35 protein-coding genes are annotated in these 21,490 nt (G+C 44.0%); 33 read left to right on the top strand and 2 right to left on the bottom strand.

Annotated features, from left to right (window positions below; translation table 11 throughout):
* Position 1 precedes the first annotated feature (1 nt).
* From rplP to MKY35_RS22865, 31 genes are all read left to right on the top strand, one after another.
* Positions 2-436: a 50S ribosomal protein L16 gene (gene rplP, locus MKY35_RS23015; RefSeq protein WP_007432576.1), complete on the top strand. Its 435-nt coding sequence runs from the start codon at positions 2-4 to the stop codon at positions 434-436.
* Entirely contained in the window at positions 426-623 is a 198-nt protein-coding gene (rpmC, locus tag MKY35_RS23010) for a 50S ribosomal protein L29 (RefSeq protein ID WP_007432575.1), read from the top strand. The genes rplP and rpmC overlap by 11 nt, the downstream gene beginning before the upstream one ends.
* A gap of 50 nt (positions 624-673) precedes the next feature.
* Positions 674-937, top strand: coding sequence for a 30S ribosomal protein S17 (gene rpsQ / locus MKY35_RS23005; RefSeq protein WP_007432574.1), 264 nt, complete (start codon positions 674-676; stop codon positions 935-937).
* A 34-nt stretch (positions 938-971) separates the two neighbouring features.
* Entirely contained in the window at positions 972-1,340 is a 369-nt protein-coding gene (gene rplN / locus MKY35_RS23000; protein ID WP_007432573.1) for a 50S ribosomal protein L14, read from the top strand.
* 36 nt (positions 1,341-1,376) lie between these two features.
* On the top strand, positions 1,377-1,730 hold the full coding sequence (rplX, locus tag MKY35_RS22995) for a 50S ribosomal protein L24 (protein ID WP_013312155.1): 354 nt from the start codon (positions 1,377-1,379) through the stop codon (positions 1,728-1,730).
* A gap of 31 nt (positions 1,731-1,761) precedes the next feature.
* Positions 1,762-2,307, top strand: a complete 546-nt coding sequence (rplE, locus tag MKY35_RS22990) for a 50S ribosomal protein L5 (protein ID WP_007432571.1) — start codon at positions 1,762-1,764, stop codon at positions 2,305-2,307.
* A 76-nt stretch (positions 2,308-2,383) separates the two neighbouring features.
* On the top strand, positions 2,384-2,569 hold the full coding sequence (locus MKY35_RS22985; protein ID WP_010348808.1) for a type Z 30S ribosomal protein S14: 186 nt from the start codon (positions 2,384-2,386) through the stop codon (positions 2,567-2,569).
* Between the two features lie 32 nt (positions 2,570-2,601).
* Positions 2,602-3,000 (top strand): 30S ribosomal protein S8, encoded by a 399-nt coding sequence (gene rpsH / locus MKY35_RS22980; protein ID WP_007432570.1) that lies wholly within the window; start codon positions 2,602-2,604, stop codon positions 2,998-3,000.
* A 33-nt stretch (positions 3,001-3,033) separates the two neighbouring features.
* On the top strand, positions 3,034-3,576 hold the full coding sequence (rplF, locus tag MKY35_RS22975; protein ID WP_029514488.1) for a 50S ribosomal protein L6: 543 nt from the start codon (positions 3,034-3,036) through the stop codon (positions 3,574-3,576).
* 115 nt (positions 3,577-3,691) lie between these two features.
* Complete coding sequence (rplR, locus tag MKY35_RS22970) at positions 3,692-4,060, top strand: 50S ribosomal protein L18 (RefSeq protein WP_007432568.1); 369 nt, start codon at positions 3,692-3,694, stop codon at positions 4,058-4,060.
* 27 nt (positions 4,061-4,087) lie between these two features.
* A complete protein-coding gene (rpsE, locus tag MKY35_RS22965; RefSeq protein ID WP_013312151.1) occupies positions 4,088-4,585 on the top strand; it encodes a 30S ribosomal protein S5 in 498 nt (165 codons plus the stop codon).
* 12 nt (positions 4,586-4,597) lie between these two features.
* The gene (gene rpmD / locus MKY35_RS22960; RefSeq protein WP_013312150.1) at positions 4,598-4,783 is read left to right on the top strand and encodes a 50S ribosomal protein L30; all 186 of its coding nucleotides are present in this window, start codon (positions 4,598-4,600) and stop codon (positions 4,781-4,783) included.
* 43 nt (positions 4,784-4,826) lie between these two features.
* Positions 4,827-5,267, top strand: a complete 441-nt coding sequence (rplO, locus tag MKY35_RS22955; RefSeq protein WP_013312149.1) for a 50S ribosomal protein L15 — start codon at positions 4,827-4,829, stop codon at positions 5,265-5,267.
* Positions 5,267-6,565: a preprotein translocase subunit SecY gene (gene secY, locus MKY35_RS22950; protein ID WP_013312148.1), complete on the top strand. Its 1,299-nt coding sequence runs from the start codon at positions 5,267-5,269 to the stop codon at positions 6,563-6,565. The genes rplO and secY overlap by 1 nt, the downstream gene beginning before the upstream one ends.
* A 90-nt stretch (positions 6,566-6,655) precedes the next feature.
* Positions 6,656-7,300, top strand: a complete 645-nt coding sequence (locus tag MKY35_RS22945; protein ID WP_342444902.1) for an adenylate kinase — start codon at positions 6,656-6,658, stop codon at positions 7,298-7,300.
* Positions 7,301-7,305: 5 nt separating this feature from the next.
* Positions 7,306-7,845 carry a M24 family metallopeptidase gene (locus tag MKY35_RS22940; RefSeq protein ID WP_342444901.1) on the top strand — a complete coding sequence of 180 codons (540 nt, stop codon included), beginning with the start codon at positions 7,306-7,308 and terminating at the stop codon, positions 7,843-7,845.
* Between the two features lie 9 nt (positions 7,846-7,854).
* The gene (locus MKY35_RS22935) at positions 7,855-8,163 is read left to right on the top strand and encodes a KOW domain-containing RNA-binding protein (protein ID WP_342444900.1); all 309 of its coding nucleotides are present in this window, start codon (positions 7,855-7,857) and stop codon (positions 8,161-8,163) included.
* Positions 8,164-8,165: 2 nt separating this feature from the next.
* Positions 8,166-8,381, top strand: a complete 216-nt coding sequence (gene infA / locus MKY35_RS22930; RefSeq protein ID WP_006212898.1) for a translation initiation factor IF-1 — start codon at positions 8,166-8,168, stop codon at positions 8,379-8,381.
* Between the two features lie 118 nt (positions 8,382-8,499).
* Positions 8,500-8,613: a 50S ribosomal protein L36 gene (rpmJ, locus tag MKY35_RS22925; RefSeq protein ID WP_003333770.1), complete on the top strand. Its 114-nt coding sequence runs from the start codon at positions 8,500-8,502 to the stop codon at positions 8,611-8,613.
* Positions 8,614-8,634: 21 nt separating this feature from the next.
* Positions 8,635-9,003 (top strand): 30S ribosomal protein S13, encoded by a 369-nt coding sequence (gene rpsM, locus MKY35_RS22920; protein ID WP_007432560.1) that lies wholly within the window; start codon positions 8,635-8,637, stop codon positions 9,001-9,003.
* Between the two features lie 19 nt (positions 9,004-9,022).
* The gene (rpsK, locus tag MKY35_RS22915) at positions 9,023-9,418 is read left to right on the top strand and encodes a 30S ribosomal protein S11 (RefSeq protein WP_013312144.1); all 396 of its coding nucleotides are present in this window, start codon (positions 9,023-9,025) and stop codon (positions 9,416-9,418) included.
* Between the two features lie 135 nt (positions 9,419-9,553).
* The gene (locus MKY35_RS22910) at positions 9,554-10,498 is read left to right on the top strand and encodes a DNA-directed RNA polymerase subunit alpha (protein WP_007432558.1); all 945 of its coding nucleotides are present in this window, start codon (positions 9,554-9,556) and stop codon (positions 10,496-10,498) included.
* Between the two features lie 34 nt (positions 10,499-10,532).
* On the top strand, positions 10,533-10,898 hold the full coding sequence (rplQ, locus tag MKY35_RS22905; protein WP_013312143.1) for a 50S ribosomal protein L17: 366 nt from the start codon (positions 10,533-10,535) through the stop codon (positions 10,896-10,898).
* A 151-nt stretch (positions 10,899-11,049) separates the two neighbouring features.
* A complete protein-coding gene (gene truA, locus MKY35_RS22900) occupies positions 11,050-11,835 on the top strand; it encodes a tRNA pseudouridine(38-40) synthase TruA (RefSeq protein WP_342444899.1) in 786 nt (261 codons plus the stop codon).
* A 183-nt stretch (positions 11,836-12,018) separates the two neighbouring features.
* Entirely contained in the window at positions 12,019-12,456 is a 438-nt protein-coding gene (gene rplM / locus MKY35_RS22895; RefSeq protein WP_013312141.1) for a 50S ribosomal protein L13, read from the top strand.
* 20 nt (positions 12,457-12,476) lie between these two features.
* On the top strand, positions 12,477-12,869 hold the full coding sequence (gene rpsI / locus MKY35_RS22890) for a 30S ribosomal protein S9 (RefSeq protein WP_013312140.1): 393 nt from the start codon (positions 12,477-12,479) through the stop codon (positions 12,867-12,869).
* 1,389 nt (positions 12,870-14,258) lie between these two features.
* Complete coding sequence (locus MKY35_RS22885) at positions 14,259-14,495, top strand: hypothetical protein (protein ID WP_342444898.1); 237 nt, start codon at positions 14,259-14,261, stop codon at positions 14,493-14,495.
* Positions 14,496-14,583: 88 nt separating this feature from the next.
* Positions 14,584-15,276, top strand: coding sequence for a phosphoadenylyl-sulfate reductase (locus MKY35_RS22880; protein ID WP_029514483.1), 693 nt, complete (start codon positions 14,584-14,586; stop codon positions 15,274-15,276).
* A 54-nt stretch (positions 15,277-15,330) separates the two neighbouring features.
* Positions 15,331-16,500 carry a sulfate adenylyltransferase gene (gene sat / locus MKY35_RS22875; protein WP_342444897.1) on the top strand — a complete coding sequence of 390 codons (1,170 nt, stop codon included), beginning with the start codon at positions 15,331-15,333 and terminating at the stop codon, positions 16,498-16,500.
* A 68-nt stretch (positions 16,501-16,568) separates the two neighbouring features.
* Positions 16,569-17,345, top strand: coding sequence for an N-acetylmuramoyl-L-alanine amidase CwlD (gene cwlD, locus MKY35_RS22870; RefSeq protein ID WP_342444896.1), 777 nt, complete (start codon positions 16,569-16,571; stop codon positions 17,343-17,345).
* A 60-nt stretch (positions 17,346-17,405) separates the two neighbouring features.
* Complete coding sequence (locus MKY35_RS22865; RefSeq protein WP_039274924.1) at positions 17,406-18,512, top strand: Mrp/NBP35 family ATP-binding protein; 1,107 nt, start codon at positions 17,406-17,408, stop codon at positions 18,510-18,512.
* 34 nt (positions 18,513-18,546) lie between these two features.
* Here the strand turns inward: MKY35_RS22865 and gerD are convergent, their stop codons facing one another.
* Together gerD and pdaB are read right to left on the bottom strand one after the other, a co-directional pair.
* Positions 18,547-19,293 carry a spore germination lipoprotein GerD gene (gerD, locus tag MKY35_RS22860; RefSeq protein WP_029517534.1) on the bottom strand — a complete coding sequence of 249 codons (747 nt, stop codon included), beginning with the start codon at positions 19,291-19,293 and terminating at the stop codon, positions 18,547-18,549.
* A gap of 106 nt (positions 19,294-19,399) precedes the next feature.
* Positions 19,400-20,179, bottom strand: coding sequence for a polysaccharide deacetylase family sporulation protein PdaB (gene pdaB / locus MKY35_RS22855; protein WP_023990485.1), 780 nt, complete (start codon positions 20,177-20,179; stop codon positions 19,400-19,402).
* 98 nt (positions 20,180-20,277) lie between these two features.
* Between pdaB and MKY35_RS22850 the strand changes: the two genes are divergently transcribed.
* A complete protein-coding gene (locus MKY35_RS22850) occupies positions 20,278-20,892 on the top strand; it encodes a stage II sporulation protein M (protein WP_342444895.1) in 615 nt (204 codons plus the stop codon).
* Between the two features lie 192 nt (positions 20,893-21,084).
* The gene (locus MKY35_RS22845; protein ID WP_013312131.1) at positions 21,085-21,315 is read left to right on the top strand and encodes a hypothetical protein; all 231 of its coding nucleotides are present in this window, start codon (positions 21,085-21,087) and stop codon (positions 21,313-21,315) included.
* Positions 21,316-21,490: the final 175 nt, after the last annotated feature.

Here is a 21,490-nt window from a genome sequence, read left to right as displayed (position 1 = left end):
CATGTTGGTACCAAAACGCGTAAAACATCGTAAACAACAACGTGGTCATATGAAGGGTCGTGCAAAAGGCGGTACTACACTGAACTTTGGTGAGTACGGTTTGCAAGCTACTGAACCTGCATGGATTACTAACCGTCAAATCGAAGCTGCTCGTATTGCGATGACTCGTTACATCAAACGTGGTGGTAAGGTTTGGATTAAAATTTTCCCTGATAAACCAATTACTCAGAAGCCTCTTGAGGTTCGTATGGGTAGTGGTAAAGGTAACGTAGAAAAATGGGTTGCAGTAGTGAAACCAGGCAAGATTATGTTTGAACTTGCTGGTGTTCCGGAAGAGATTGCTCGTGAAGCAATGCGTCTTGCCGCTCACAAACTGCCAATCAAAACTAAGTTTGTGAAACGTGAAGAATTGGGTGGTGAAGCAAATGAAGGCTAGTGAATTCCGCAACCTAACCACTGCTGAAATCGAACAAAAGATCTCCGGTTTTAAAGAAGAACTTTTCAACCTTCGTTTTCAACTCGCTACCGGTCAGCTTGATAACCCGACTCGGATCGGCGCTGTGCGTAAGGAAATTGCTCGTGCTAAAACTGTGATCCGTGAAAGAGAACTTGGGATTAGCTAAGATATCAGACCGGGTGGAAAATCCGCCTGTAATTAGGAAGGAGGCCAACAATGAGCGAACGTAATGCCCGTAAAGTATTAGTCGGTAAAGTAGTCAGCGACAAAATGGATAAAACGATTGTGATTGCTGTAGAAACTTACAAAAAACATGATCTCTACCATAAACGCATTAAAGTAACTAAGAAATTCAAAGCTCATGATGAAAACAACACTGCACAAATCGGTGATACTGTTAAAATCATGGAAACTCGCCCTTTGTCCAAAGACAAAAACTGGAGACTGGTCGAAATCGTTGAAAAAGCTGTTATAATCTAATGTAGTGTAGTTTTTCCGAAAGGAGGATAAATAAATGATTCAACCATTTACACGTTTGACTGTAGCTGACAATTCCGGCGCGAAGGAACTGATGTGTATCCGTGTGCTCGGTGGTACGGGACGTCGTACAGCTCAAATTGGTGACCTGATCGTTTGTTCCGTAAAACAAGCAACACCAGGCGGCGTTGTCAAAAAGGGTGATGTAGTAAGAGCGGTTGTTGTTCGTACTAAACGTTCTATCCGCCGTAAAGACGGTTCCTACATCGGATTTGACGAGAACGCAGCAGTGGTCGTTAAAGAAGACAAGAGCCCACGTGGTACTCGTATTTTCGGACCAGTTGCTCGCGAACTTCGTGACAAGGACTTCATGAAAATCGTTTCCTTGGCTCCGGAAGTGATCTAAACTCACCTTAAAATGTGCCCGTAGGAGGTGTACGAAATGCCAAAAGTGAAAAAAGTTCTGGAATCCCATAACAACAAGCTGCACGTCAAAAAAGACGACACTGTTCTGGTGATTACAGGTAAAGATAAAGGTAAAAAAGGTCGCGTTATCGCTGCTTACCCTCGTCAAAACCGTGTGCTTGTGGAAGGTGTTAACATGATTAAAAAACACCAAAAGCCTAATCAGCTGAATCCACAAGGCGGCATCATCGAGAAAGAAGCTCCGATTCACGTTTCCAACGTTATGCACATTGATCCGAAGAGCGGAAAAGTAACCCGTGTTGGTTACAAAGTTTTGGACAACGGAAAAAAAGTGCGCATTGCAAAACGTTCTGGCGAAGTGATCGACTAATTATTTTTTAAAGAAAGGAGGTATATGATTCATGGCTACAACAAGAATGAAAGAACGTTTCTTGAAAGAAATCACTCCTGCTTTGATGCAGAAGTTCAACTATACAACAGTGATGCAAGTGCCTAAAATCGAGAAAGTTGTAATCAACATGGGTGTTGGCGACGCAGTCCAAAACTCCAAAGTGCTTGATTCAGCTCTCAACGACATGCAGCTGATCGCTGGTCAAAAGCCAGTAATCACTCGCGCGAAAAAATCTATCGCAGGTTTTAAATTGCGTGAAAACATGCCAATTGGTGTAAAGGTAACACTTCGTGGCGAGCGTATGTATTATTTCTTGGACAAATTGTTCAACATTACTCTTCCTCGCGTACGTGACTTCCATGGTGTATCGACAAAAGCTTTTGACGGACGTGGTAACTACACGCTTGGTCTGAAAGAACAGTTGATCTTCCCGGAAATCGAGTATGATCAAGTTGATAAAGTTCGTGGTATGGACATCGTTATCGTAACGACTGCCAAAACTGACGAAGAGTCCCGTGAGCTTCTGACTCAGCTGGGCATGCCTTTCGCAAAATAATGTTGGCATAACGTTTCGGGCGTCTGATTTTAAAGACACCCTGTTCTCCGAAACTATTTAGGAGGTGTCAGGCTAAGTGGCAAAAACTTCGATGAAAGTCAAACAACAACGCGCACCAAAGTTTAAAGTTCGTGCTTACACTCGTTGCGAGCGTTGTGGTCGTCCACATTCGGTACTGCAAAAGTTTAAGATCTGCAGAATTTGCTTCCGTGAATTAGCTTATAAAGGCCAGATTCCTGGCGTGAAAAAAGCAAGCTGGTAAAAAGTCCTGTTTGGGAAGGAGGTTTATACACAATGACTATGTCTGATCCAATTGCAGATATGCTTACTCGTATTCGTAACGCGAACACAGTTCGTCACGAAACAGTAGAAATGCCTGCATCTACAATGAAAAAACAAATCGCCGACATCCTGAAACGTGAAGGATTCATTCGTGATGCGGAATTTGTTGAAGATAGCAAACAAGGGATCATCCGTATTTTCTTGAAATACGGTGCGAACAACGAGCGTGTTATCACAGGTTTGAAAAGAATCAGTAAACCAGGTCTTCGCGTTTACACGAAGAGCAATGAGATTCCACGCGTACTGGGTGGACTCGGGATCGCAATCATTTCAACATCCAAAGGCATCATGACCGACAAAGAAGCACGTCAGTCTAAAGCCGGCGGAGAAGTTGTTTGCTACGTTTGGTAAGATAACGTTTAAAAGATAGGAGGTGCAACAGATATGTCCCGTATTGGTCGTAAACCAATCACAGTACCAAGTGGTGTTGACGTGACTTTGAACAACACAGCGATCACAGTTAAAGGTCCTAAAGGAACATTGACTCGTGAGCTTCATAAAGACATGTCCGTTACTGTGGAAAACAATGAAATTAATGTAGTTCGTCCTTCGGACAACAAACTTCACCGCTCTTTGCATGGAACAACCCGCAGCGTTGTCAGCAACATGGTAAGTGGTGTAACTGAAGGATTTTCAAAATCTCTGGAGCTGGTTGGGGTCGGATATCGTGCAAGCAAATCCGGAGATAAAATCGTTCTGAACGTTGGATATTCTCATCCGGTTGAAATCACACCGGAAGCGGGCATCGAATTCGAAGTTCCTTCGAACACTAAAATCATCGTTCGCGGAATTGATAAAGAGCGTGTAGGTGCCTACGCTGCTAAAATTCGTTCCGTTCGTGAACCTGAACCGTACAAAGGTAAAGGGATTAAATACGAAGGCGAGCGCATCATCCGTAAAGAAGGTAAAGCCGGTAAGAAGAAATAAGTTTCTTACCGACTTTGTGCGGTCTTTCTGCTGGAAAGACTTCGTACTTCTTTTTTACCCAGTGCGTCTTAGTATAAAGTTTTAAAAGGCAAACTGAAGGGAGTGAAAACTTGAGATGATTACAAAACAAGATAAAAATAAAGCACGTGTCAGAAGACATCTGCGTGTACGTAAGAAAATCGAAGGTACGGCTGTACGTCCTCGTTTGAACGTATTCCGCTCTTCCAAGCATATCTACGCACAACTGATTGATGATGTAGCTGGTGTAACATTGGTATCTGCATCCACTATGGATAAAGAACTGAGCAGCGAAATCAAAAACGGCGGTAGTGTAGAAGCAGCTCGTAAGGTTGGCGAACTCGTTGCTAAACGTGCGAAAGAAAAAGGTCATGCTAACATCGTATTTGACCGTGGTGGATACTTGTATCATGGACGGATTCAAGCTTTGGCTGATGCAGCTCGCGAAGCAGGCCTTGAATTCTAAGACATTTCTCAAAAGGAGGTTAACGACTTGCGTGTAGATCCGAATACTTTGGAACTGACTGAAAGAGTAGTAAATATTAATCGTGTAGCTAAAGTTGTCAAAGGCGGACGCCGTTTCAGCTTCAGTGCTCTGGTAGTAGTGGGCGACGGCAACGGCTGGGTAGGCGCTGGAATCGGTAAAGCTGGCGAAGTACCTGATGCAATTCGCAAAGGTATTGAAGATGCTAAGAAAAACCTGGTTCACGTTCCACTCGTAGGAACAACAATTCCTCACCTTGTTACAGGTAAGTTCGGTGCTGGCCGGGTTCTGTTGAAACCGGCATCGGAAGGTACTGGAGTTATCGCTGGCGGTCCGGTTCGTGCTGTACTGGAACTTGCTGGTGTAGGTGATATCTTGACAAAATCTTTGGGTTCTTCGAATTCCATGAATATGGTCAATGCGACTTTGGAAGGTTTGTCCCGTTTGAAACGCGCTGAAGAAGTTGCAAAATTGCGCGGCAAATCCATCGAAGAGCTGCTGGGCTAAGGAGGGAATATCATGGCGAAATTAGAAATTACCCTCGTTCGTTCGTTGATCGGCCGTCCTGGTAATCAGAGAACGACTGTTAAAACGCTCGGCTTGCGTAAAATCAACCATAAAGTAGTTCAACCCGACAATGCAGCTATTCGCGGGATGATTAATCAAGTTAGCCATTTGGTTTCTGTTAAAGAAATTGAGGCTTAAGAAATAAAGTATTTTAACAATAATCAAGGAGGTGCAACGAACGATGAAGTTACATGAGCTTTCCCCAGCTCCAGGCTCCCGCAAAGAACGTAAACGTTTGGGTCGTGGTCCTAGTAGTGGTACGGGTAAAACTTCTGGTCGTGGTCATAAAGGTCAAAACGCTCGTTCCGGCGGTGGTGTACGTCCGGGCTTCGAGGGTGGTCAAAACCCACTGTATCGTCGCTTGCCTAAACGCGGTTTCGTAAATCCTACTCGTAAAGAGTATGCGGTTTTGAATATCGAAGATTTGAACAGTTTTGCAGCGGGTACAGAAGTAAGCCCTGAGTTTTTGCTGAACAATGGCATTGTGAAAAACGCCAAATCCGGAATTAAAATTCTGGGTAACGGTGAAATCACTGTGAAATTGACAGTTAAAGCGAACAAGTTCTCTCAATCTGCGGTAGAGAAAATTGAAGCTGCCGGCGGTAAAACCGAGGTGATCTAATGTTCAAGACCCTGAAAAATATATGGCGGGTTGAGGATCTTAGAACCCGAATCCTGTTCACCCTGTTTATACTCTTTGTATATCGTATTGGCTCCTTCGTGCCGGTTCCCGGCGTGAACAAGCAAGTCTTTACTTCTCAGGATCAAGCAGGAAGCGAGTTGTTTGGACTCCTTAACACCTTCTCAGGGGGCGCATTGTATCAGTTTTCGATCTTTGCCCTCGGGATTATGCCATATATTACAGCGTCCATCATTGTACAGTTGCTGTCAATGGACGTGATTCCGAAACTTGCGGAATGGGCTAAACAAGGAGAGCATGGTAAAAAGAAGTTGGCTCAAATTACGCGTTATGGTACGGTAATACTTGGCCTGATTCAAGCATTCGGAACGTCGATTGGCTTTAATCGACTGTACGGTGCAGCGATGATTCCAGGAGCCACTTTTGCAGATTATCTGGTCATTGCCATTGTGCTTACAGCAGGAACTACGTTCCTTATGTGGCTCGGTGAGCAAATTACCGAAAAGGGAATCGGCAATGGTATCTCTATTGTTATCTTCGCAGGGATTGCGGCGGGTATTCCAAGACATATTCGGACGGTTGTAGAATCTCAGTTTATTCAGGCGGATCAGCTGTTTATGAATATTCTGAAGGCAATTATAATTGCTCTGGTGATTGTTCTGATTATTGTTGGTGTTATCTACATCCAGCAAGGTATTCGGAAAATCCCGGTACAATACGCGAAACGTGTAGTTGGCAACAAAATGTACGGTGGCCAGAATACGCATATTCCGATGAAAATTAATGCGGCAGGCGTTATTCCGGTAATCTTTGCGGTATCATTGCTGCAATTCCCGACAATTATTGCGAGTTTCTGGGCAGATCATGTTTGGGCTAAGTGGGTTACCACTTACTTGTATTATGACAAGCCGCTGGGCATGGTTTTGTATGTCGTAATGATTATCGGTTTCACATTCTTCTATACCTTTGTACAGATGAATCCGCAGCAAATGGCCGACAATATGAAGAAAAACGGCGGTTATATTCCGGGAATTCGTCCGGGTAAAGCCACGGAGAAATACTTGACACGAGTAATGTCACGTTTGACAATGACAGGAGCTTTGTTTCTGGCAGTCATATCCGTTTTGCCGGTATTCTTCGGTTCGCTTTCGGGCTTGCCTCGTTCCGTGCAAATTGGCGGTACTTCATTGCTCATCATCATTGGTGTAGCATTGGATACAATGAAGCAAATCGAAAGCCAACTGATCAAACGCCATTACAAAGGCTTCATCAACAAATAGGCAATAGGTACCGGCTTAGGATGTTCGCATGCTTACCGGCACCTTTTGTGCTGTTTCTTGTGTAGGGGTCGTCTTGAGGAGTGACAGATTGTGAATATTTTGATCATGGGCCCTCCGGGGGCTGGTAAAGGTACACAAGCAGATGTCATTGTGAAGGAATTCGGCATTCCTCATATCTCGACAGGTGATGCTTTTCGCCTAGCGATGAAACAGGGAACACCTATTGGCATTAAAGCTAAAGAATATATCGACAAGGGTGAACTTGTTCCGGATGACGTAACAATCGGCATTGTTGAAGAACGGCTACAACAGCCAGATTGCAAGAAAGGGTTCTTGCTGGACGGTTTTCCAAGAACTTTGGCTCAGGCTGAAGCCTTGGATCAAATTTTGGGTCGTTTGGATACGAAGCTAGATGACGTCATCAACTTGAAAGTGGATAGTGACAACTTGTTGGCACGAATCACAGGACGGCGGGTTTGTAAAAGCTGCGGAACTAGCTATCATATTGTCTTTAATCCTCCTAAGGTTGAAGGCATTTGCGACAAAGACGGTGGGGAACTCTATCAGCGTCCTGACGATAATGAAGATAGCGTAAGAACACGACTTGACGAATATAGTAATAAAACAGCACCACTCCTCACGTTTTATGAGAACCAGAATCTTCTGCGTCATATTGACGGAGAACAGGATATTGATGTGGTTTCCCAAAATATCGTGTCCTTGTTGCGGGGTTAGCTGTAATGATCATTTGCAAGTCGGGGACGGAATCAAGCTTTATGAGGAAAGCTGAGAGAATAGTTACGGAAACGGAACATTTCTTGGCAGGACACATCGAGCCCGGTATTACGACCGGTGAACTTGATCATTTAGCTGATCGGTATATTCGCAGTCAGGGAGCTGTGCCGTCTTTTAAAGGTTATAACGGTTTTCCTGCTAGCATTTGCGCTTCAGTCAACGAACAACTGGTGCACGGATTTCCCGGCAAACGCAAGTTAAACAAAGGCGATATCATCGCGAAAACTCGCCAGTTTACAATGTCGCATGCCATTCGGCAATATATTGAGAATCCAAACCGTGGTATTCCTGAACAGGGGCCGAGGCTGAAAACCGGCATTGTGCTGGCTATTGAATCTATGATTCAAATAGGTTCTCACCATGTAGGGACGCTGGAAGACAACTGGACGGTCGTTACGATGAACGTAACCTCATGTGCTCATAACGAGCAAGCGGTGACGTGCGAAACGGGCGGCATGGACATTTTCACGAAACTGAGTGCGTAGGTGATTGGAATGATTCAGCAAGGAAACCTGCAAATCGGTCAGCTGGTGAAGATTCTGAAAGGCAGAGGTGCCGGACAGTTTGCGGTTGTCGTTTCAGTAGCAGATAGCAGGTTTGTATATATTGCGGATGGGGATAAACGAAAGTTTGATCAAGCGAAGAAGAAAAATGTTCTTCATTTGGTGCCTCAGCCAAAGATTAGTAGCGAGATTGTAAACAGTTTAAACGAAAGCGGTCGGGTGACGAATGGAAAGCTGCGCCATGCAGTGAAAACTTTCCTGGATTCGTCCGAATACCAAGCTGAAGAGAAAGGAGACTGACTTTGGCCAAAGAAGATGTCATTGAGGTTGAAGGTACGGTAATCGAGCCACTGCCGAACGCTACGTTCAAGGTAGAGCTGGAGAACGGTCATCAAATTCTTGCTCATGTTTCCGGAAAGCTGCGGATGCACTTTATCCGTATTTTGACAGGCGACAAGGTGGTTGTACAGTTATCGCCTTACGATTTAACCAAAGGCCGTATAACGTACCGCAAGTAATTCATGCAGGTTTTTATTAAACGTATATCATTTAAAAAAACTTGTTTTGCTCGGCAAAACGATGTGAATGTTCACGAAGCGAGTTTTACCAGGGTAAAGCTTGGAGGAGGTAATCAACATGAAGGTAAGACCTTCTGTAAAACCTATTTGCGAAAAATGCAAAGTCATTCGCCGCAAAGGGAATGTAATGGTTATTTGCGAAAATCCGAAACACAAACAAAAACAAGGTTAATAGAAGGGGGTGTAGCGTAAAATGGCTCGTATAGCTGGTGTGGATTTGCCACGTGACAAACGCGTTGAGATCGCCTTGACTTACATTTTCGGAATCGGTAAAACGACTTCTCAGAAAATCTTGAAGGAAACAGGCATCAGTGCAAACACGCGTGTTCGTGATTTGACTGAAGATGAAGTGAGCAAATTACGTGAAACGATCGACAAAGAAGTTAAAGTAGAAGGCGATCTGCGTCGTGAAATTTCCTTGAATATTAAACGTCTGACTGAGATTGGCTGCTACCGTGGTGTTCGTCACCGTCGTGGGTTGCCTGTTCGCGGACAACGTACTAAAACTAATGCTCGTACCCGTAAAGGTCCTCGTCGGACTGTAGCGAACAAAAAGAAATAAGAAGGGAGGATAACATTCAATGGCTAAACCGAAAAAAGTTGTACGTACAAAACGCCGTGACCGTAAAAATATCGAGACTGGCGTGGCACACATCCGTTCCACGTTCAACAACACGATCGTTACGATCACAGATCCACACGGTAACGCAATCTCTTGGGCCAGCTCAGGCGGCATGGGATTCCGTGGTTCCCGTAAATCTACTCCATTCGCAGCGCAAATGGCCGCAGAAACTGCTGCTAAAGCTGCTATGGAACACGGCATGAAAACTGTCGAAGTCATGGTTAAAGGACCTGGTGCAGGTCGCGAAGCAGCAATCCGCTCTTTGCAAGCTGCTGGTTTGGAAGTTAACCTGATCAAAGACGTAACTCCGGTACCTCATAACGGATGCCGTCCTCCAAAACGTCGTCGCGTCTAATGAGATTTCTCCTCTGCGTGTAGTATAGATCCGGCACAAACTGCCAAGAATGGATGTTTAGGTATACTGCATGATAGACTATGGATAAGGTGAATGTTTCATATAGGAGCGACGTTTTGAAGGAGGGATATTGCAGTGATAGAAATCGAAAAGCCGAAAATTGAGACGGTTGACGTCAATGATGATGGCACCTATGGAAAATTCGTAGTAGAACCGCTGGAACGCGGATACGGTACGACGCTGGGAAACTCGCTTCGCCGTATTCTGTTATCCTCGTTACCGGGGGCAGCAGTCACATCGGTTCAAATCGATGGGGTTCTGCACGAGTTTGCAACGGTTCCCGGTGTGAAGGAAGACGTAACGGAGATCATTCTGAACTTGAAAGCTTTATCGCTTAAAATCCACTCGGATGAAGAGAAAGTACTCGAAATCGATGCGGAAGGCGAAGGAGTTGTAACGGCAGGAGATATCCGTGCGGATAGTGATGTGGAAATTCTTAATCCGGATCTTCACATTGCTACGCTCGGACCGGGTTCGAGACTTCACATGCGTATTTTTGCCAATCGCGGTCGCGGTTACGTTAAGCAGGATCGGAACAAACGTGATGACCAGCCGATCGGCGTCATTCCCGTCGACTCCATCTACACTCCGATTGCACGCGTGAACTACGGCGTAGAAAATACGCGTGTCGGCCAGGTTACGAATTATGACAAGCTGACACTTGAGGTTTGGACTGACGGAAGTATTCGTCCCGAGGAAGCAGTGAGCCTTGGAGCCAAAATTTTGACCGAGCATGTGATGTTGTTCGTGGGTCTCACGGACGAGGCTAAAGATGCTGAAATTATGGTTGAAAAAGAAGAAGACAAGAAAGAAAAAGTTCTTGAAATGACGATCGAAGAGCTGGATCTCTCCGTCCGTTCCTATAACTGCCTTAAGCGCGCTGGTATCAATACGGTACAAGAACTCACGACTAAATCTGAAGAAGATATGATGAAGGTCCGTAACTTGGGTCGCAAATCTTTGGAAGAAGTACAAGAGAAGCTCGAGGAACTTGGTTTAGGACTTCGTACGGAAGAATAGTACAGCAACGTTTTTGTGAAGGAGGGGAAATTACATGGCATACCAAAAATTGGGCCGTAACTCCAGTGCCCGTAAAGCTTTGTTTCGTGATTTGGTAACCGATCTGTTCTTGTATGAGCGTATCCAAACTACTGAGGCTAAAGCAAAAGAAGTTCGTTCTATTGCTGAAAAACTGATCACCAAAGCGAAAAAAGGAGATCTGCACGCACGTCGTCAAGTGGCTGCGTTCGTTCGCCGTGAAACTTTGGATGGTGAGCAGGATGCAATCCAAAAGCTGTTTAGCGAATTGGCTACACGTTACACTGAGCGTCCAGGTGGATACACTCGTATCTTGAAATTGGGACCTCGTCGTGGCGACGCCGCTCCAATGGTATATCTGGAATTGGTTGACCGCGCGTAAACAGGCGAAGATGAGGGAAGGGTGGACAGAATCGGCTTGATTCTGAACAACCCTTTTTTTCTCTTGGAGGAGTCCTTGAGGGACTTCTCCTTTGTTATGTTCGGTTATTCCTTGTAAGGCCAGAGAATACCCCTATAAAGGTGTGAGAAGCATGCGGAACTTGTGCATGAAGGTGAACTATGACGGAACCCACTATGATGGCTTTCAGACGCAGCCTAACGGTAACACCATTCAGGACTGCCTTGAACATGCTATCTACTCATTGACGGGCGAGCGTCTTAAAATTACAGGCTCAGGCCGTACAGATGCAGGTGTACATGCATACGGGCAGGTATTCAATTTTCACACTGAATCGCCGATTCCAATACAGCGCTGGTGTCTCGCACTTAATGCCTGGTTGCCTCGTGATATCATCGTTACGGATGCGAGAGAGGTGCCATTGTCCTTTCATGCACGCCGCATGGCGAAGCGGAAGACATATCGGTACAGTATTAATGCGAACCGGTTTCCGGACATCTTTCACCGTCGTACACAGGCCCATCATCCAACGAGTCTGGATGTAAGAGCGATGGAGGAAGGGTTGGCTCATTTAGTTGGCACCTTTGATTATACTTCGTTCGCATCTCGACGTTCCCAAAAGACGAATCATGTTCGCACTATTTACGAAGCCTATATGACAGTAGACCATTCCTTTTCACGTCCGGGCTCGGATGATCAGGGAATTATCCATACTTATATTACAGGTAGCGGATTTTTGCAGCACATGGTTCGGATTATTATGGGGACTTTGCTGGAAGTGGGAGAAGGCAAAAAATCGTCGGATGATATTCCTTCCATTTTGGAGGCGAAAAATCGTTCAAAGGCTGGACCTACGGCCGTCGGACAGGCTTTAACTCTCTGGAATGTAGAGTACGACGAAAACATCAAAAAACATTGATTTTACTCTTGCGGAATTGATGGTTATCCTGTAATATAAAAGTTGTGTTTTCTTAATGGCTTTCCCACAGCCCCAATTAAGATAATCACTTTAAAGTAACATCTAATCCATCAATAATGCAGCAACTTAACGAACGAAGATAAATGATGATTTCTGTTAACGAACTTAAGGAGGATACTTTTCATGCGTACTACGTATATGGCGAAGCCAAATGAAGTTGAGCGCAACTGGCACATCATTGATGCCGAAGGCAAAACGCTCGGTCGTCTGGCAAGCGAAGCGGCTGCGTTGATTCGCGGCAAACACAAGCCACAGTTTACACCACATGTGGACACAGGTGATTTTGTTGTTGTAATCAATGCGGAAAAAATCGTATTGACCGGTAAAAAAATGGAGAACAAGAAATACTACCGTCACTCCCTGCATCCGGGTGGTCTGAAAGTAACGGTTGCACAAGAAATGGTTAAGAACAAGCCTGAGCGCATGTTGGAATTGGCTGTTCACGGTATGCTTCCTAAAACTCGTCAAGGCGAGAAAATGAAGCTGAGACTTAAAGCTTACAGAGGCACTGAGCATCCACATGCAGCACAAAAACCTGAAGTTTACGAACTTCGCGGATAATTAAAAGGGAGGACAGTTTCATGGCACAAGTACAATACTATGGGACAGGTCGTCGTAAACATTCGGTAGCTCGTGTTCGTCTCGTACCGGGTGAAGGACGCATTGTCATCAATAAGCGTGATATTAATGAATATTTCGGTTTGGAAACTCTCAAACTGATCGTAAAACAACCACTGAACCTGACAGAAACAGTTGGTAGCTATGACGTACTCGTTATCGCTCATGGTGGTGGTATCTCTGGTCAAGCCGGCGCAATTCGCCACGGTATTTCCCGTGCTCTGTTGAAAGCAGATCCGGAATTCCGTCCAGCTTTGAAAAAAGCAGGCTTCTTGACTCGTGACCCACGTATGAAAGAACGTAAAAAATACGGTCTCAAAGCTGCTCGTCGTGCACCACAGTTCTCGAAACGTTAATATTTCGAATACAGAAGAACCTTTTCCTTATGGAAAGGGTTCTTTTTTTAATTTCCTAATCATTACCCACATGTGGATAAGTAGACCTAGTTTAAAGCTATGAGTTTCGGCATGTTTCAGCGAATACATAAATAACCGCATGCAAATGCACGGAAAACGAGAAGTTATCCACGAAGGAATTGAAGATGATATTGTTATACACAAATACAGTTTGCTATTTCAACGTAGTTTATTCTGTAATGTTTATAACCTGTGACTAAATATATTGTCCGGCTATTTAGTTTAGCCTGGTCTTAATATTCTTTGCTAAGTGCTGTTTCGTGAGGATACTTTGCTATCACCTGTTTATGTAAAGATCTCCTTGATATGTTCTGGAGGGGTTGTCTATGCCTCTTGTAGAGCTGTTTTGGGCGCGGCTAGGGATAGGGCAAGGAATACCTCTTTTTATTTGTGTGCACTGGGCAGCAGGACGATCCTTAGCCTAGCAATGTCCGCTGCCTAGGCTGCTGCAATTGTAACGGCGATGTACATGTTACTGGTAATGGAAATCGTCTACACAGCAATCGCCCTAAACTATAACCAGGAGCACTATTGTATTGTCCGACTGTTTACCCTCATAAAATCGCTCCTCATTGATGACAGGCTTTAAAAAGACTTCCAGAGCGATAAGAGCCTTGTTTGTGTCCAGTGGATCAATTGTTCGGTAATTGCCTCTACAAGCGCTATAGGATTGGATAGAGGCATAATAAGAATTCAGCGCGGAGTCATTTCTTTTATAATTTCCACAATGAAGGTATCGCTAACGCCAGAGCTCCAGAATAGTATAGTGGTTTCATCTGGCTAAAAATTCGGGTAAATGCTATTTCGCTTATACCCTCTTCTGAACTTATCCACATACGAACTTCATCTTTTGGATGCAAAATAAGAATTCTGAAGCTAAAGGTATTTTCAAATCCCTCAGTTGGCGCCCTTCGATAATCTTAGATTCAGAAACGATGCTTGTTATCTTCTATAGATAGTTTTGCATGATCAAGTAACCCAAAGCTGTTCAGTATTACCGATGGCTGCCTCGCACTGGGCACAGGATTAGGATACGCTGCTCCTAGTTGACTCTAAAGCATTTTACTCAGAAAATCCGCAAGCAGACGTTAAGTACAAAAAAACATTTTGGCTATCAAATCATTCAACCAAGTGATTTTACGTAGCATGATAGATTTTCAAAAAAATGCTTATCCGTACGTTCGGTTTGCTCTTCCAAAGTCACCATAGGGAATATTCCTTCAAGGACCAAACTACTTCCATATGTTGTTGTATAAGAAAGGCCTTTTTTAAAAAGCGTACTGTTAGTACATCTTTGTCTTCGACAGGGTGGAGAACAAACCATCTTTCTTGACGGAAAAAGTCCCTAATTTAAGCATACTTTCAGCTACAATAGTTACCTTTAGTAACCAAAGAGCCTATGGACCATTCTCAAATGTTTGGTATAAGAATATTTTATATAAAGTCAATGAACTTGGTTGGATACGCAAGAAAGCATTAAAGAATGCTGACAGAACAACATTCCTACAAGTTTGGGTGGATAAATGCTTGCATCAGGACATTTTGCCTTGGATTGACAATGATTAAGAAAGTTTTATACTGTATTTAATCTTATTAGTTTAGTCGGTATTGGAGTGACACTATTTATGAATCTTCATATGGAGGCGCATTGATAATGAATTTATTGGAGAAAGAAGCGTTGATTAGAGTCAAGGCAATTGAACTGGAAGATGCTACGCCAGAGGAAATTATCCAGTATGCTGTTCTTACATTTCCCAATCTTACCTTTGCTTGTAGCTTCGGAGCAGAAGATGTAGTACTAGTAGACATGCTTCAAAAAATTAGCCCTTCCACCGACATTTTTTACTTGGACACCGACTTTCATTTTCAAGAAACTTACGATACGCGAGATCAGATGAAGGCCAGGTATAACTTGGATTTTGTTAGAGTCTCTCCCTTAATTACTCCCGAAGAGCAAGCGGCTAAACATGGAGAGGAACTGTGGAAAACAGATCCTAACACATGTTGTGGTATACGCAAAGTTGAGCCGCTGACACGCATTTTGTCGCAATACGATGCATGGATTACCGGTATTCGCCGCGATCAGGCCCCTACCCGTGCGAATTCAAAAAAGATAGAGTATGATGAAAAGTTTGGACTCGTTAAATTTAACCCCTTGGCAAGCTGGACATCCGAGGATGTATGGAACTATATCCGCACTCATGAAGTGCTGTATAATCCATTGCATGACCGCAATTATCCAAGTATCGGTTGTGAGCAATGTACCCGTGAGGTCCTACCAGGTGAAGATCCTCGTGCAGGTCGTTGGTCTGGCAATGAGAAAACGGAATGCGGGCTCCATCAATAAAATGATATTCAGGTAGCTATGAGTCATATTTATGAAGAAGAAGGGAAGTGCATTATGACTGCAATTCTTCCGCATGGCGGAACACTTGTTGATAAAATCATTACAGGCCCGGAACAAAAAGCGCTTTTGCAGACTGCGAGGGAATTGTTTCCTATCCGTGTAAACTCATGGACCATTTCTGATCTGGATTTAATTGGAGTGGGGGCTTTCTCTCCTTTGACGGGGTTTATGAATGAATCTGACTATAGGTCAGTGGTAACAGATATGCGTCTTGCCGATGGTACAGTCTGGAGTATTCCCATTACTCTTGCAGTTGCAGAAAGTATAGCCAGTGAATTGAAATTAGGTCAGCAGGTGGCTTTAGTGGGGGAAACAGACGGTACCATTTATGCTGTACTTAATATTGAAAGTATTTATCAGGTAGATCAGGCTGAGGAAGCCAGAAGAGTATTCAAGACGGATGACCCGGCTCATCCTGGCGTAAACAAACTGTTAGATCGACCTGCTACGTATGTTGGTGGATCTGTGCAAGTGCTGAATCGGCCGGAGCCCACACAATTTAGTGAGTTTTACTATACACCATCACAGACACGCGACTATTTTGCAGAAAAAGGTTGGAAAACAGTGGTCGGTTTTCAAACACGAAATCCGGTACACCGAGCACATGAGTACATCCAAAAAAGCGCGATGGAGATTGTGGATGCATTGTTTCTAAACCCACTCGTTGGTGAAACCAAGTCAGATGACGTTCCGGCAGATGTGCGTATGAAGAGCTATTTGGTGCTGCTGGACAATTATTATCCGGCTGATCGGACTTTTCTGGGGGTATTTCCTGCTGCCATGCGATACGCGGGCCCTAGAGAGGCCATTTTTCATGCTATTGTGCGAAAGAACTATGGCTGCACCCATTTTATTGTTGGAAGGGATCATGCTGGTGTAGGAGACTATTATGGTACCTACGAGGCACAGGAAATTTTCAGCCACTTTACACCTGAAAAGCTGGGGATTACTCCATTGTTCTTTGAACACAGCTTTTATTGCACCCGATGTGGAAACATGGCTTCAAGTAAAACATGCCCACATCCCAAGGAGCATCATTTAACGCTCTCGGGCACCAAGGTACGGGAATTGTTGCGCTCTGGGGTTTGCCCGCCACCTGAATTTACACGACCGGAAGTCGCTCAAGTGCTGATTGAAGGTATGAAGGAATTTGTTCATGCCTGAGTTGTACTATCTACACGCCTCGTCCCATATAGATTATTAGTATCTGTATAGGACGGAGGCGTTTTGTTATGCAAAAAAATAATCGTAAAAACGAGGTTACACTGTGGATTCGCTATCGGACGTTGCAAAAAATGCTGTTTGGCTGTTGTCTCGCCGTTCTATTTATTACACTGGCATTGTATGAGATACCTGCTTCGAGAGCTTGGACCCATTGGAGTTTACCCCTTACAGGTAAAGTAATTGCCATAGATGCTGGACACGGAGGGCCTGATGGAGGGGCGGTTAGCAAAGAAGGGATTATTGAAAAGGATATTAATCTGGCAATCGCTTTTTATTTGCGGGATTATTTACAGCAAGCAGGTGCTGTTGTTGTCATGACACGTGAGGATGACCGCGACCTGGCGCAGCAAGAAACGAAAGGTTATTCCAGAAGAAAAACGGAGGATTTGAAGCAGCGTGTGCGTATAATTGAGGAGCAGAAAGCAGACCTCTTTCTAAGTATTCATATGAACAGTATCCCGTCGAGCCGTTGGAGTGGAGCCCAGACCTTTTACGTACCTAACCATGCAGATAACGAGAATTTGGCGTCTTTAATTCAGGAAGAGATCAAACGCAACTTGGAAAATACGGACAGAGTGGCTAAGACCGTGAACACAGTTTATTTATTGAAAGCTCTCAAAATGCCATCAGCCCTTGTTGAAGTCGGATTTTTGTCCCATCCAGAGGAGGCCAGACGACTAAGTGACGTGAACTATCAAAGACAGGTGGCGGCGTCCATATATAAGGGGATTTTGCGTTACTGTGCCGGGGAAAAGGGGATCTCACCAGCACCTGAGGCCAGATAGTGGTATACTGTAAGTGTTTACCACTCCGTAAATTCATCAAAGCAGAGGTGCTGATAAATCATGCAATCAAGAGAGCAAGTTATAGAGTTACTTCAACAAGTACGGGAGCCTTATACAGGACGCCGTCTAGTCGATCTCCATTTTATTCGGGATGTGGTTGTTAAAGAGGATCGTGTATCCTTGACCGCTATTAGTCTGAATAACCAGGAAGAGACGCTTGCAGAACTGGAGCGGGAAATCCGGCAGACTTTAGAAGAGGCGGGATTAAGCCACGTCCATATTCGTATTCGTGAGGCATCTGAGCATGAAAAGTCCGCAATTCAAGCTGGGGAGAATACCGAGGACGCCGCTGACCCGGTTTTGACCAAAGGACATGCTGTCGGTATGGAAGAACATGAGCTGCTTAACCCAGCATCTGGCGTCCGGTTTATTGCTATTGCAAGCGGAAAAGGTGGTGTCGGAAAATCGACAGTAGCTGTAAATTTGGCTGCAGCTTTAGCTAGACAGGGGAAGCGTGTGGGTTTAATTGATGCGGATATCTATGGATTCAGTGTGCCAGATATGATTGGAGTAGAGGATGTACCTTCTGTCGAAGAGGGTATCATCCAGCCAGTGGAGCGATTTGGTATCAAAATCATGTCTATGGGCTTCTTTGTCAGAGAGAATAACCCGGTAATCTGGAGAGGTCCCATGCTAGGGAGAATGCTCAGACAGTTTTTTAGTGATGTCGAATGGGGAAAGCTTGACTATATGATTCTCGATTTACCACCAGGCACTGGCGATGTAGCGCTTGACGTACATCAAATGATTCCGCAGAGTGAAGAAATCATTGTTACTACTCCACATGCGACGGCGGCTTTTGTAGCTGCACGTGCAGGCGCAATGGCGCTTCAAACGGATCATAAGGTCATCGGTGTTGTGGAGAACATGTCTTATTATGTGTCCTCCACTGGAGAAAAGGACTATGTTTTTGGGCGAGGAGGAGGGGCTATGCTGGCAGACACTCTTCATACAAAACTTCTTGCTCAAATTCCGCTGGGTATTCCAGATAATCATCCGTCAGAGGCCGACTTTTCTCCATCTGTATATAAATCTGAGTCTGCCACGGGTACCATTTACAATGATATTGCTGCTCAGATTACGTTCTTGCACACGGAATCTGAATAAAGAAAAAAGGCTGGTTTTTAAACCAGCCTTTTTATTATTGGCTTCCTCCTTGTTCTCCTTCGCCCCCACCTTCGCCGCCCCCACCACCTTGCTTATCGCCGCCTGCACCGCCTTGCTCACCACTTTTTTTCTCAACCTTGGGTTGAAGCTCCTCTTGTACGACGGTTTTGAGTAAATTCATAACCTCAAGTCGGAAAATCGGATTTTGCATGGCATCATGCATGACTGTCATAGATTGTTTGCGATATTCAGGGGTTTTAGTTAAGTCCATATACATTTTGGTTAATTCTGGCGACTTGAGCATTGCTTCAATTGATTTTTGATAAGAAGGGTCTTTTATAAGTTGCATATGAAGCTGTTTGCTTTGGCTGTTGATGGCTTTGGCAAATTCTCCGGCAAAACGCGGATCAGTCATAATCTTTTCGATTTCTTTTTTATATTCAGGTGATATCAAAGTATCTTTGACTGCGATCTTCATCTGTTCAGCCGATTGCATGGGCATAAGCATTTTCATTCCCATGCTGCCACCAGCCCCACCACCAGATCCACCCTCTTCACTGCTTTGACCGGATTGTCCTTCTTTGGATGAACTGTTTTCCCCAGTTAAAGCTTCCTCTACCGCTTTTTTTCCGTCATCACTTTTCAGGATATCGACAACCATCGTTTTCATCTCTTTATAACTGTTCTGGGGGGGCGCAGAACCCTGATCCGAGCCGCATCCACTCAGTGCAACGCCCAGTACGCATACCGTGCTAACAAATCGCAAACGAGTCCAATTCATGGCCGTATTCCTCCTTCATCATGAATGTGGATAGTATGCGGATGAATGGGGAGAAATATGTCGATTTGCTTTTGGTTTTTAGCTGAGAACGATGTAAAATAACTCCTTAAAGACCCAGTGCCTGATCGCGTACCTCTTTGCCTTTTACTGTACCCTGTTGAAGCAGTTCAGATACAGTCACGAATTCATAGCCCTGTGCACGCAACTTGTCGATAATGACGGGCAAGGCTTCATGCGTTTGTTTACAGGAATCACTGGCATGCAGAAGGACGATATCGCCAGGATGCGCTTTATTTACAACACGGTCGATTATGACCTGAGTACCAGGGTTTTTCCAGTCCAGGGAATCTGTATCCCACTGAATGGTTTTGTAGCCTAAAGTGCCGGCAACCTGAAGGACCCTTTTATCAAAGTCGCCATTAGGCATACGGATCAACTTCGGGGACTGTCCCGTCAGTTCGGTTAATGTGGTATGAGCAATTGAAATCTGCTTACGAATATCTTCATCGCTTAAGCTACTATAATTTTCATGTTTATGGCCATGACTGCCGATTTCAAATCCACTTTCTTTAATCTGATTCACAAGCTCTGGATGTGTTTTACTCCAAGGGGCAGAAAGGAAAAAGGTGGACTTGGTCACTTTTTTATCCTCAAGGACTTTTAAGATGGGGGCAGTACGCTTATCCCCCCAACTAATATCAAAGGTGAGAGCGATCAACTTTTTGTCCGTGGGTACACTATAAATAGCGGTTGGTGCTTCCTCGGAAAAAACCGTAACATTATCGGTTTCTACATAAATGACTCCAACGGTAAAGACGGCTGCAGCCATTACGATTAAGAATCGTTTGATTTTTTTACCGTTTAATACATAGAAAAAAGAATTCATGGTTAATAACGCTCCTTTCATCCTAGAAGTGCTTGTTTACTTAAAGCTATGCCAGGGGTTGTCAATTATTCCATTAGACTAATAGGAGGAATTATCAAATGGGACTAAAAGCATTTCTTCACGATTTACACACGACAAGACGGTTAATTTTAATCTCTGCACTTCTTTTCTGCGCAAGTATTATAGTGGGATGGTTAAGTTCAGGCACTATTCAATCCATACTGGCGCAACAAATGGAGGGGCTGGGAGAAGTAGCGGAGCGCTTGCAGAATTCTGAGCATCCACAATGGAGTTTTTTTGTATTTATCTTTTTCAATAATGCAATTAAATGTGTGCTGGTTATATTTATGGGGGCTGTATTTGGAATCGTACCGTTTATATTTTTGATTGTGAACGGTATGGTATTAGGGTTCGTAGTACACTTGCAGACAGATATAGGAAGAAGTATGTATGAAGTTGTTGTAAAAGGGTTACTGCCTCACGGTGTGATTGAATTGCCTGTTTTGATTATCACCTGTGCCTTTGGATTGAAGTTTGGAATCAACATAATGGCTACTATAGGTACAAGCATAGGGCTAAAGCGCAAAGGAACTGGCCCATCGTGGGATGTATTTATGAAACAAACGTTGAGGATCTCCCTATGGTCTGTCATCTTACTGCTTATAGCAGCTGCTATTGAGAGTGGCATAACTTATCGTTTATTGTCACAATAAAATATTATGGCCAATTATTTATATATTTCCTGAAAATTGAACATAACAAAGGGGAGAGCCTAAAGAGAAGCTAAAGTTTAATCGGGGTAAGTTTGAAACCTTAGCAGTTGAGTTTAAAAACAGGTAAAGATTGGAACAATAGTTGAGCAAATATAAGTACTTTATAATCTGCTGATAAGGGAGTATGGTCATATGTTGGGAATGCTGTTTAACGAAAAAGAATGCAAGGAACTTGACTACGTTCTTCGTAAGGAGCTAGATGAAATGCTGCTTGATATGAGCGATACTCGATTGGATCAAGATATTCGCTACGCAATCGCACTTCGATATAAAACAGTCTTCCGCATGTATGCCCGTTTTGCACCCGCCAAGGAACTATCAAAATATGCTCGCAGAGGGCGAGTCCCACAAACTAAACAATGAAAAGGTAGAAACTACATCAGATATCAGGAAGTAAACTATTTTTAAAAGCTTATACTTTCTGATATCAAAAAAAGTATTGACTCTATTCAATATTCATGGTAAATTAATTTTCGTTCCTTTTTAAAGAATTTGCCCAAAAAAAAGAAATTAAAAAAACTCTTGCAAATCTTAAAAA

This window comes from Paenibacillus sp. FSL L8-0638, from assembly GCF_038593075.1.
Taxonomy (GTDB): Bacteria; Bacillota; Bacilli; order Paenibacillales; family Paenibacillaceae; genus Paenibacillus; species Paenibacillus polymyxa_D.
This window is presented reverse-complemented; position numbering and strand designations above follow the sequence as displayed.

Coding starts and splice junctions, on each gene's coding strand:
- rplP (WP_007432576.1), top strand. CDS start 2: ATGTTGGTACCAAAACGCGTAAAACATCGTAAACAACAACGTGGTCAT.
- rpmC (WP_007432575.1), top strand. CDS start 426: ATGAAGGCTAGTGAATTCCGCAACCTAACCACTGCTGAAATCGAACAA.
- rpsQ (WP_007432574.1), top strand. CDS start 674: ATGAGCGAACGTAATGCCCGTAAAGTATTAGTCGGTAAAGTAGTCAGC.
- rplN (WP_007432573.1), top strand. CDS start 972: ATGATTCAACCATTTACACGTTTGACTGTAGCTGACAATTCCGGCGCG.
- rplX (WP_013312155.1), top strand. CDS start 1,377: ATGCCAAAAGTGAAAAAAGTTCTGGAATCCCATAACAACAAGCTGCAC.
- rplE (WP_007432571.1), top strand. CDS start 1,762: ATGGCTACAACAAGAATGAAAGAACGTTTCTTGAAAGAAATCACTCCT.
- rpsH (WP_007432570.1), top strand. CDS start 2,602: ATGACTATGTCTGATCCAATTGCAGATATGCTTACTCGTATTCGTAAC.
- rplF (WP_029514488.1), top strand. CDS start 3,034: ATGTCCCGTATTGGTCGTAAACCAATCACAGTACCAAGTGGTGTTGAC.
- rplR (WP_007432568.1), top strand. CDS start 3,692: ATGATTACAAAACAAGATAAAAATAAAGCACGTGTCAGAAGACATCTG.
- rpmD (WP_013312150.1), top strand. CDS start 4,598: ATGGCGAAATTAGAAATTACCCTCGTTCGTTCGTTGATCGGCCGTCCT.
- rplO (WP_013312149.1), top strand. CDS start 4,827: ATGAAGTTACATGAGCTTTCCCCAGCTCCAGGCTCCCGCAAAGAACGT.
- secY (WP_013312148.1), top strand. CDS start 5,267: ATGTTCAAGACCCTGAAAAATATATGGCGGGTTGAGGATCTTAGAACC.
- MKY35_RS22940 (WP_342444901.1), top strand. CDS start 7,306: ATGATCATTTGCAAGTCGGGGACGGAATCAAGCTTTATGAGGAAAGCT.
- MKY35_RS22935 (WP_342444900.1), top strand. CDS start 7,855: ATGATTCAGCAAGGAAACCTGCAAATCGGTCAGCTGGTGAAGATTCTG.
- rpmJ (WP_003333770.1), top strand. CDS start 8,500: ATGAAGGTAAGACCTTCTGTAAAACCTATTTGCGAAAAATGCAAAGTC.
- rpsM (WP_007432560.1), top strand. CDS start 8,635: ATGGCTCGTATAGCTGGTGTGGATTTGCCACGTGACAAACGCGTTGAG.
- rpsK (WP_013312144.1), top strand. CDS start 9,023: ATGGCTAAACCGAAAAAAGTTGTACGTACAAAACGCCGTGACCGTAAA.
- rplQ (WP_013312143.1), top strand. CDS start 10,533: ATGGCATACCAAAAATTGGGCCGTAACTCCAGTGCCCGTAAAGCTTTG.
- truA (WP_342444899.1), top strand. CDS start 11,050: ATGCGGAACTTGTGCATGAAGGTGAACTATGACGGAACCCACTATGAT.
- rplM (WP_013312141.1), top strand. CDS start 12,019: ATGCGTACTACGTATATGGCGAAGCCAAATGAAGTTGAGCGCAACTGG.
- rpsI (WP_013312140.1), top strand. CDS start 12,477: ATGGCACAAGTACAATACTATGGGACAGGTCGTCGTAAACATTCGGTA.
- MKY35_RS22880 (WP_029514483.1), top strand. CDS start 14,584: ATGAATTTATTGGAGAAAGAAGCGTTGATTAGAGTCAAGGCAATTGAA.
- sat (WP_342444897.1), top strand. CDS start 15,331: ATGACTGCAATTCTTCCGCATGGCGGAACACTTGTTGATAAAATCATT.
- cwlD (WP_342444896.1), top strand. CDS start 16,569: ATGCAAAAAAATAATCGTAAAAACGAGGTTACACTGTGGATTCGCTAT.
- MKY35_RS22865 (WP_039274924.1), top strand. CDS start 17,406: ATGCAATCAAGAGAGCAAGTTATAGAGTTACTTCAACAAGTACGGGAG.
- gerD (WP_029517534.1), bottom strand. CDS start 19,293: ATGAATTGGACTCGTTTGCGATTTGTTAGCACGGTATGCGTACTGGGC.
- pdaB (WP_023990485.1), bottom strand. CDS start 20,179: ATGAATTCTTTTTTCTATGTATTAAACGGTAAAAAAATCAAACGATTC.
- MKY35_RS22850 (WP_342444895.1), top strand. CDS start 20,278: ATGGGACTAAAAGCATTTCTTCACGATTTACACACGACAAGACGGTTA.
- MKY35_RS22845 (WP_013312131.1), top strand. CDS start 21,085: ATGTTGGGAATGCTGTTTAACGAAAAAGAATGCAAGGAACTTGACTAC.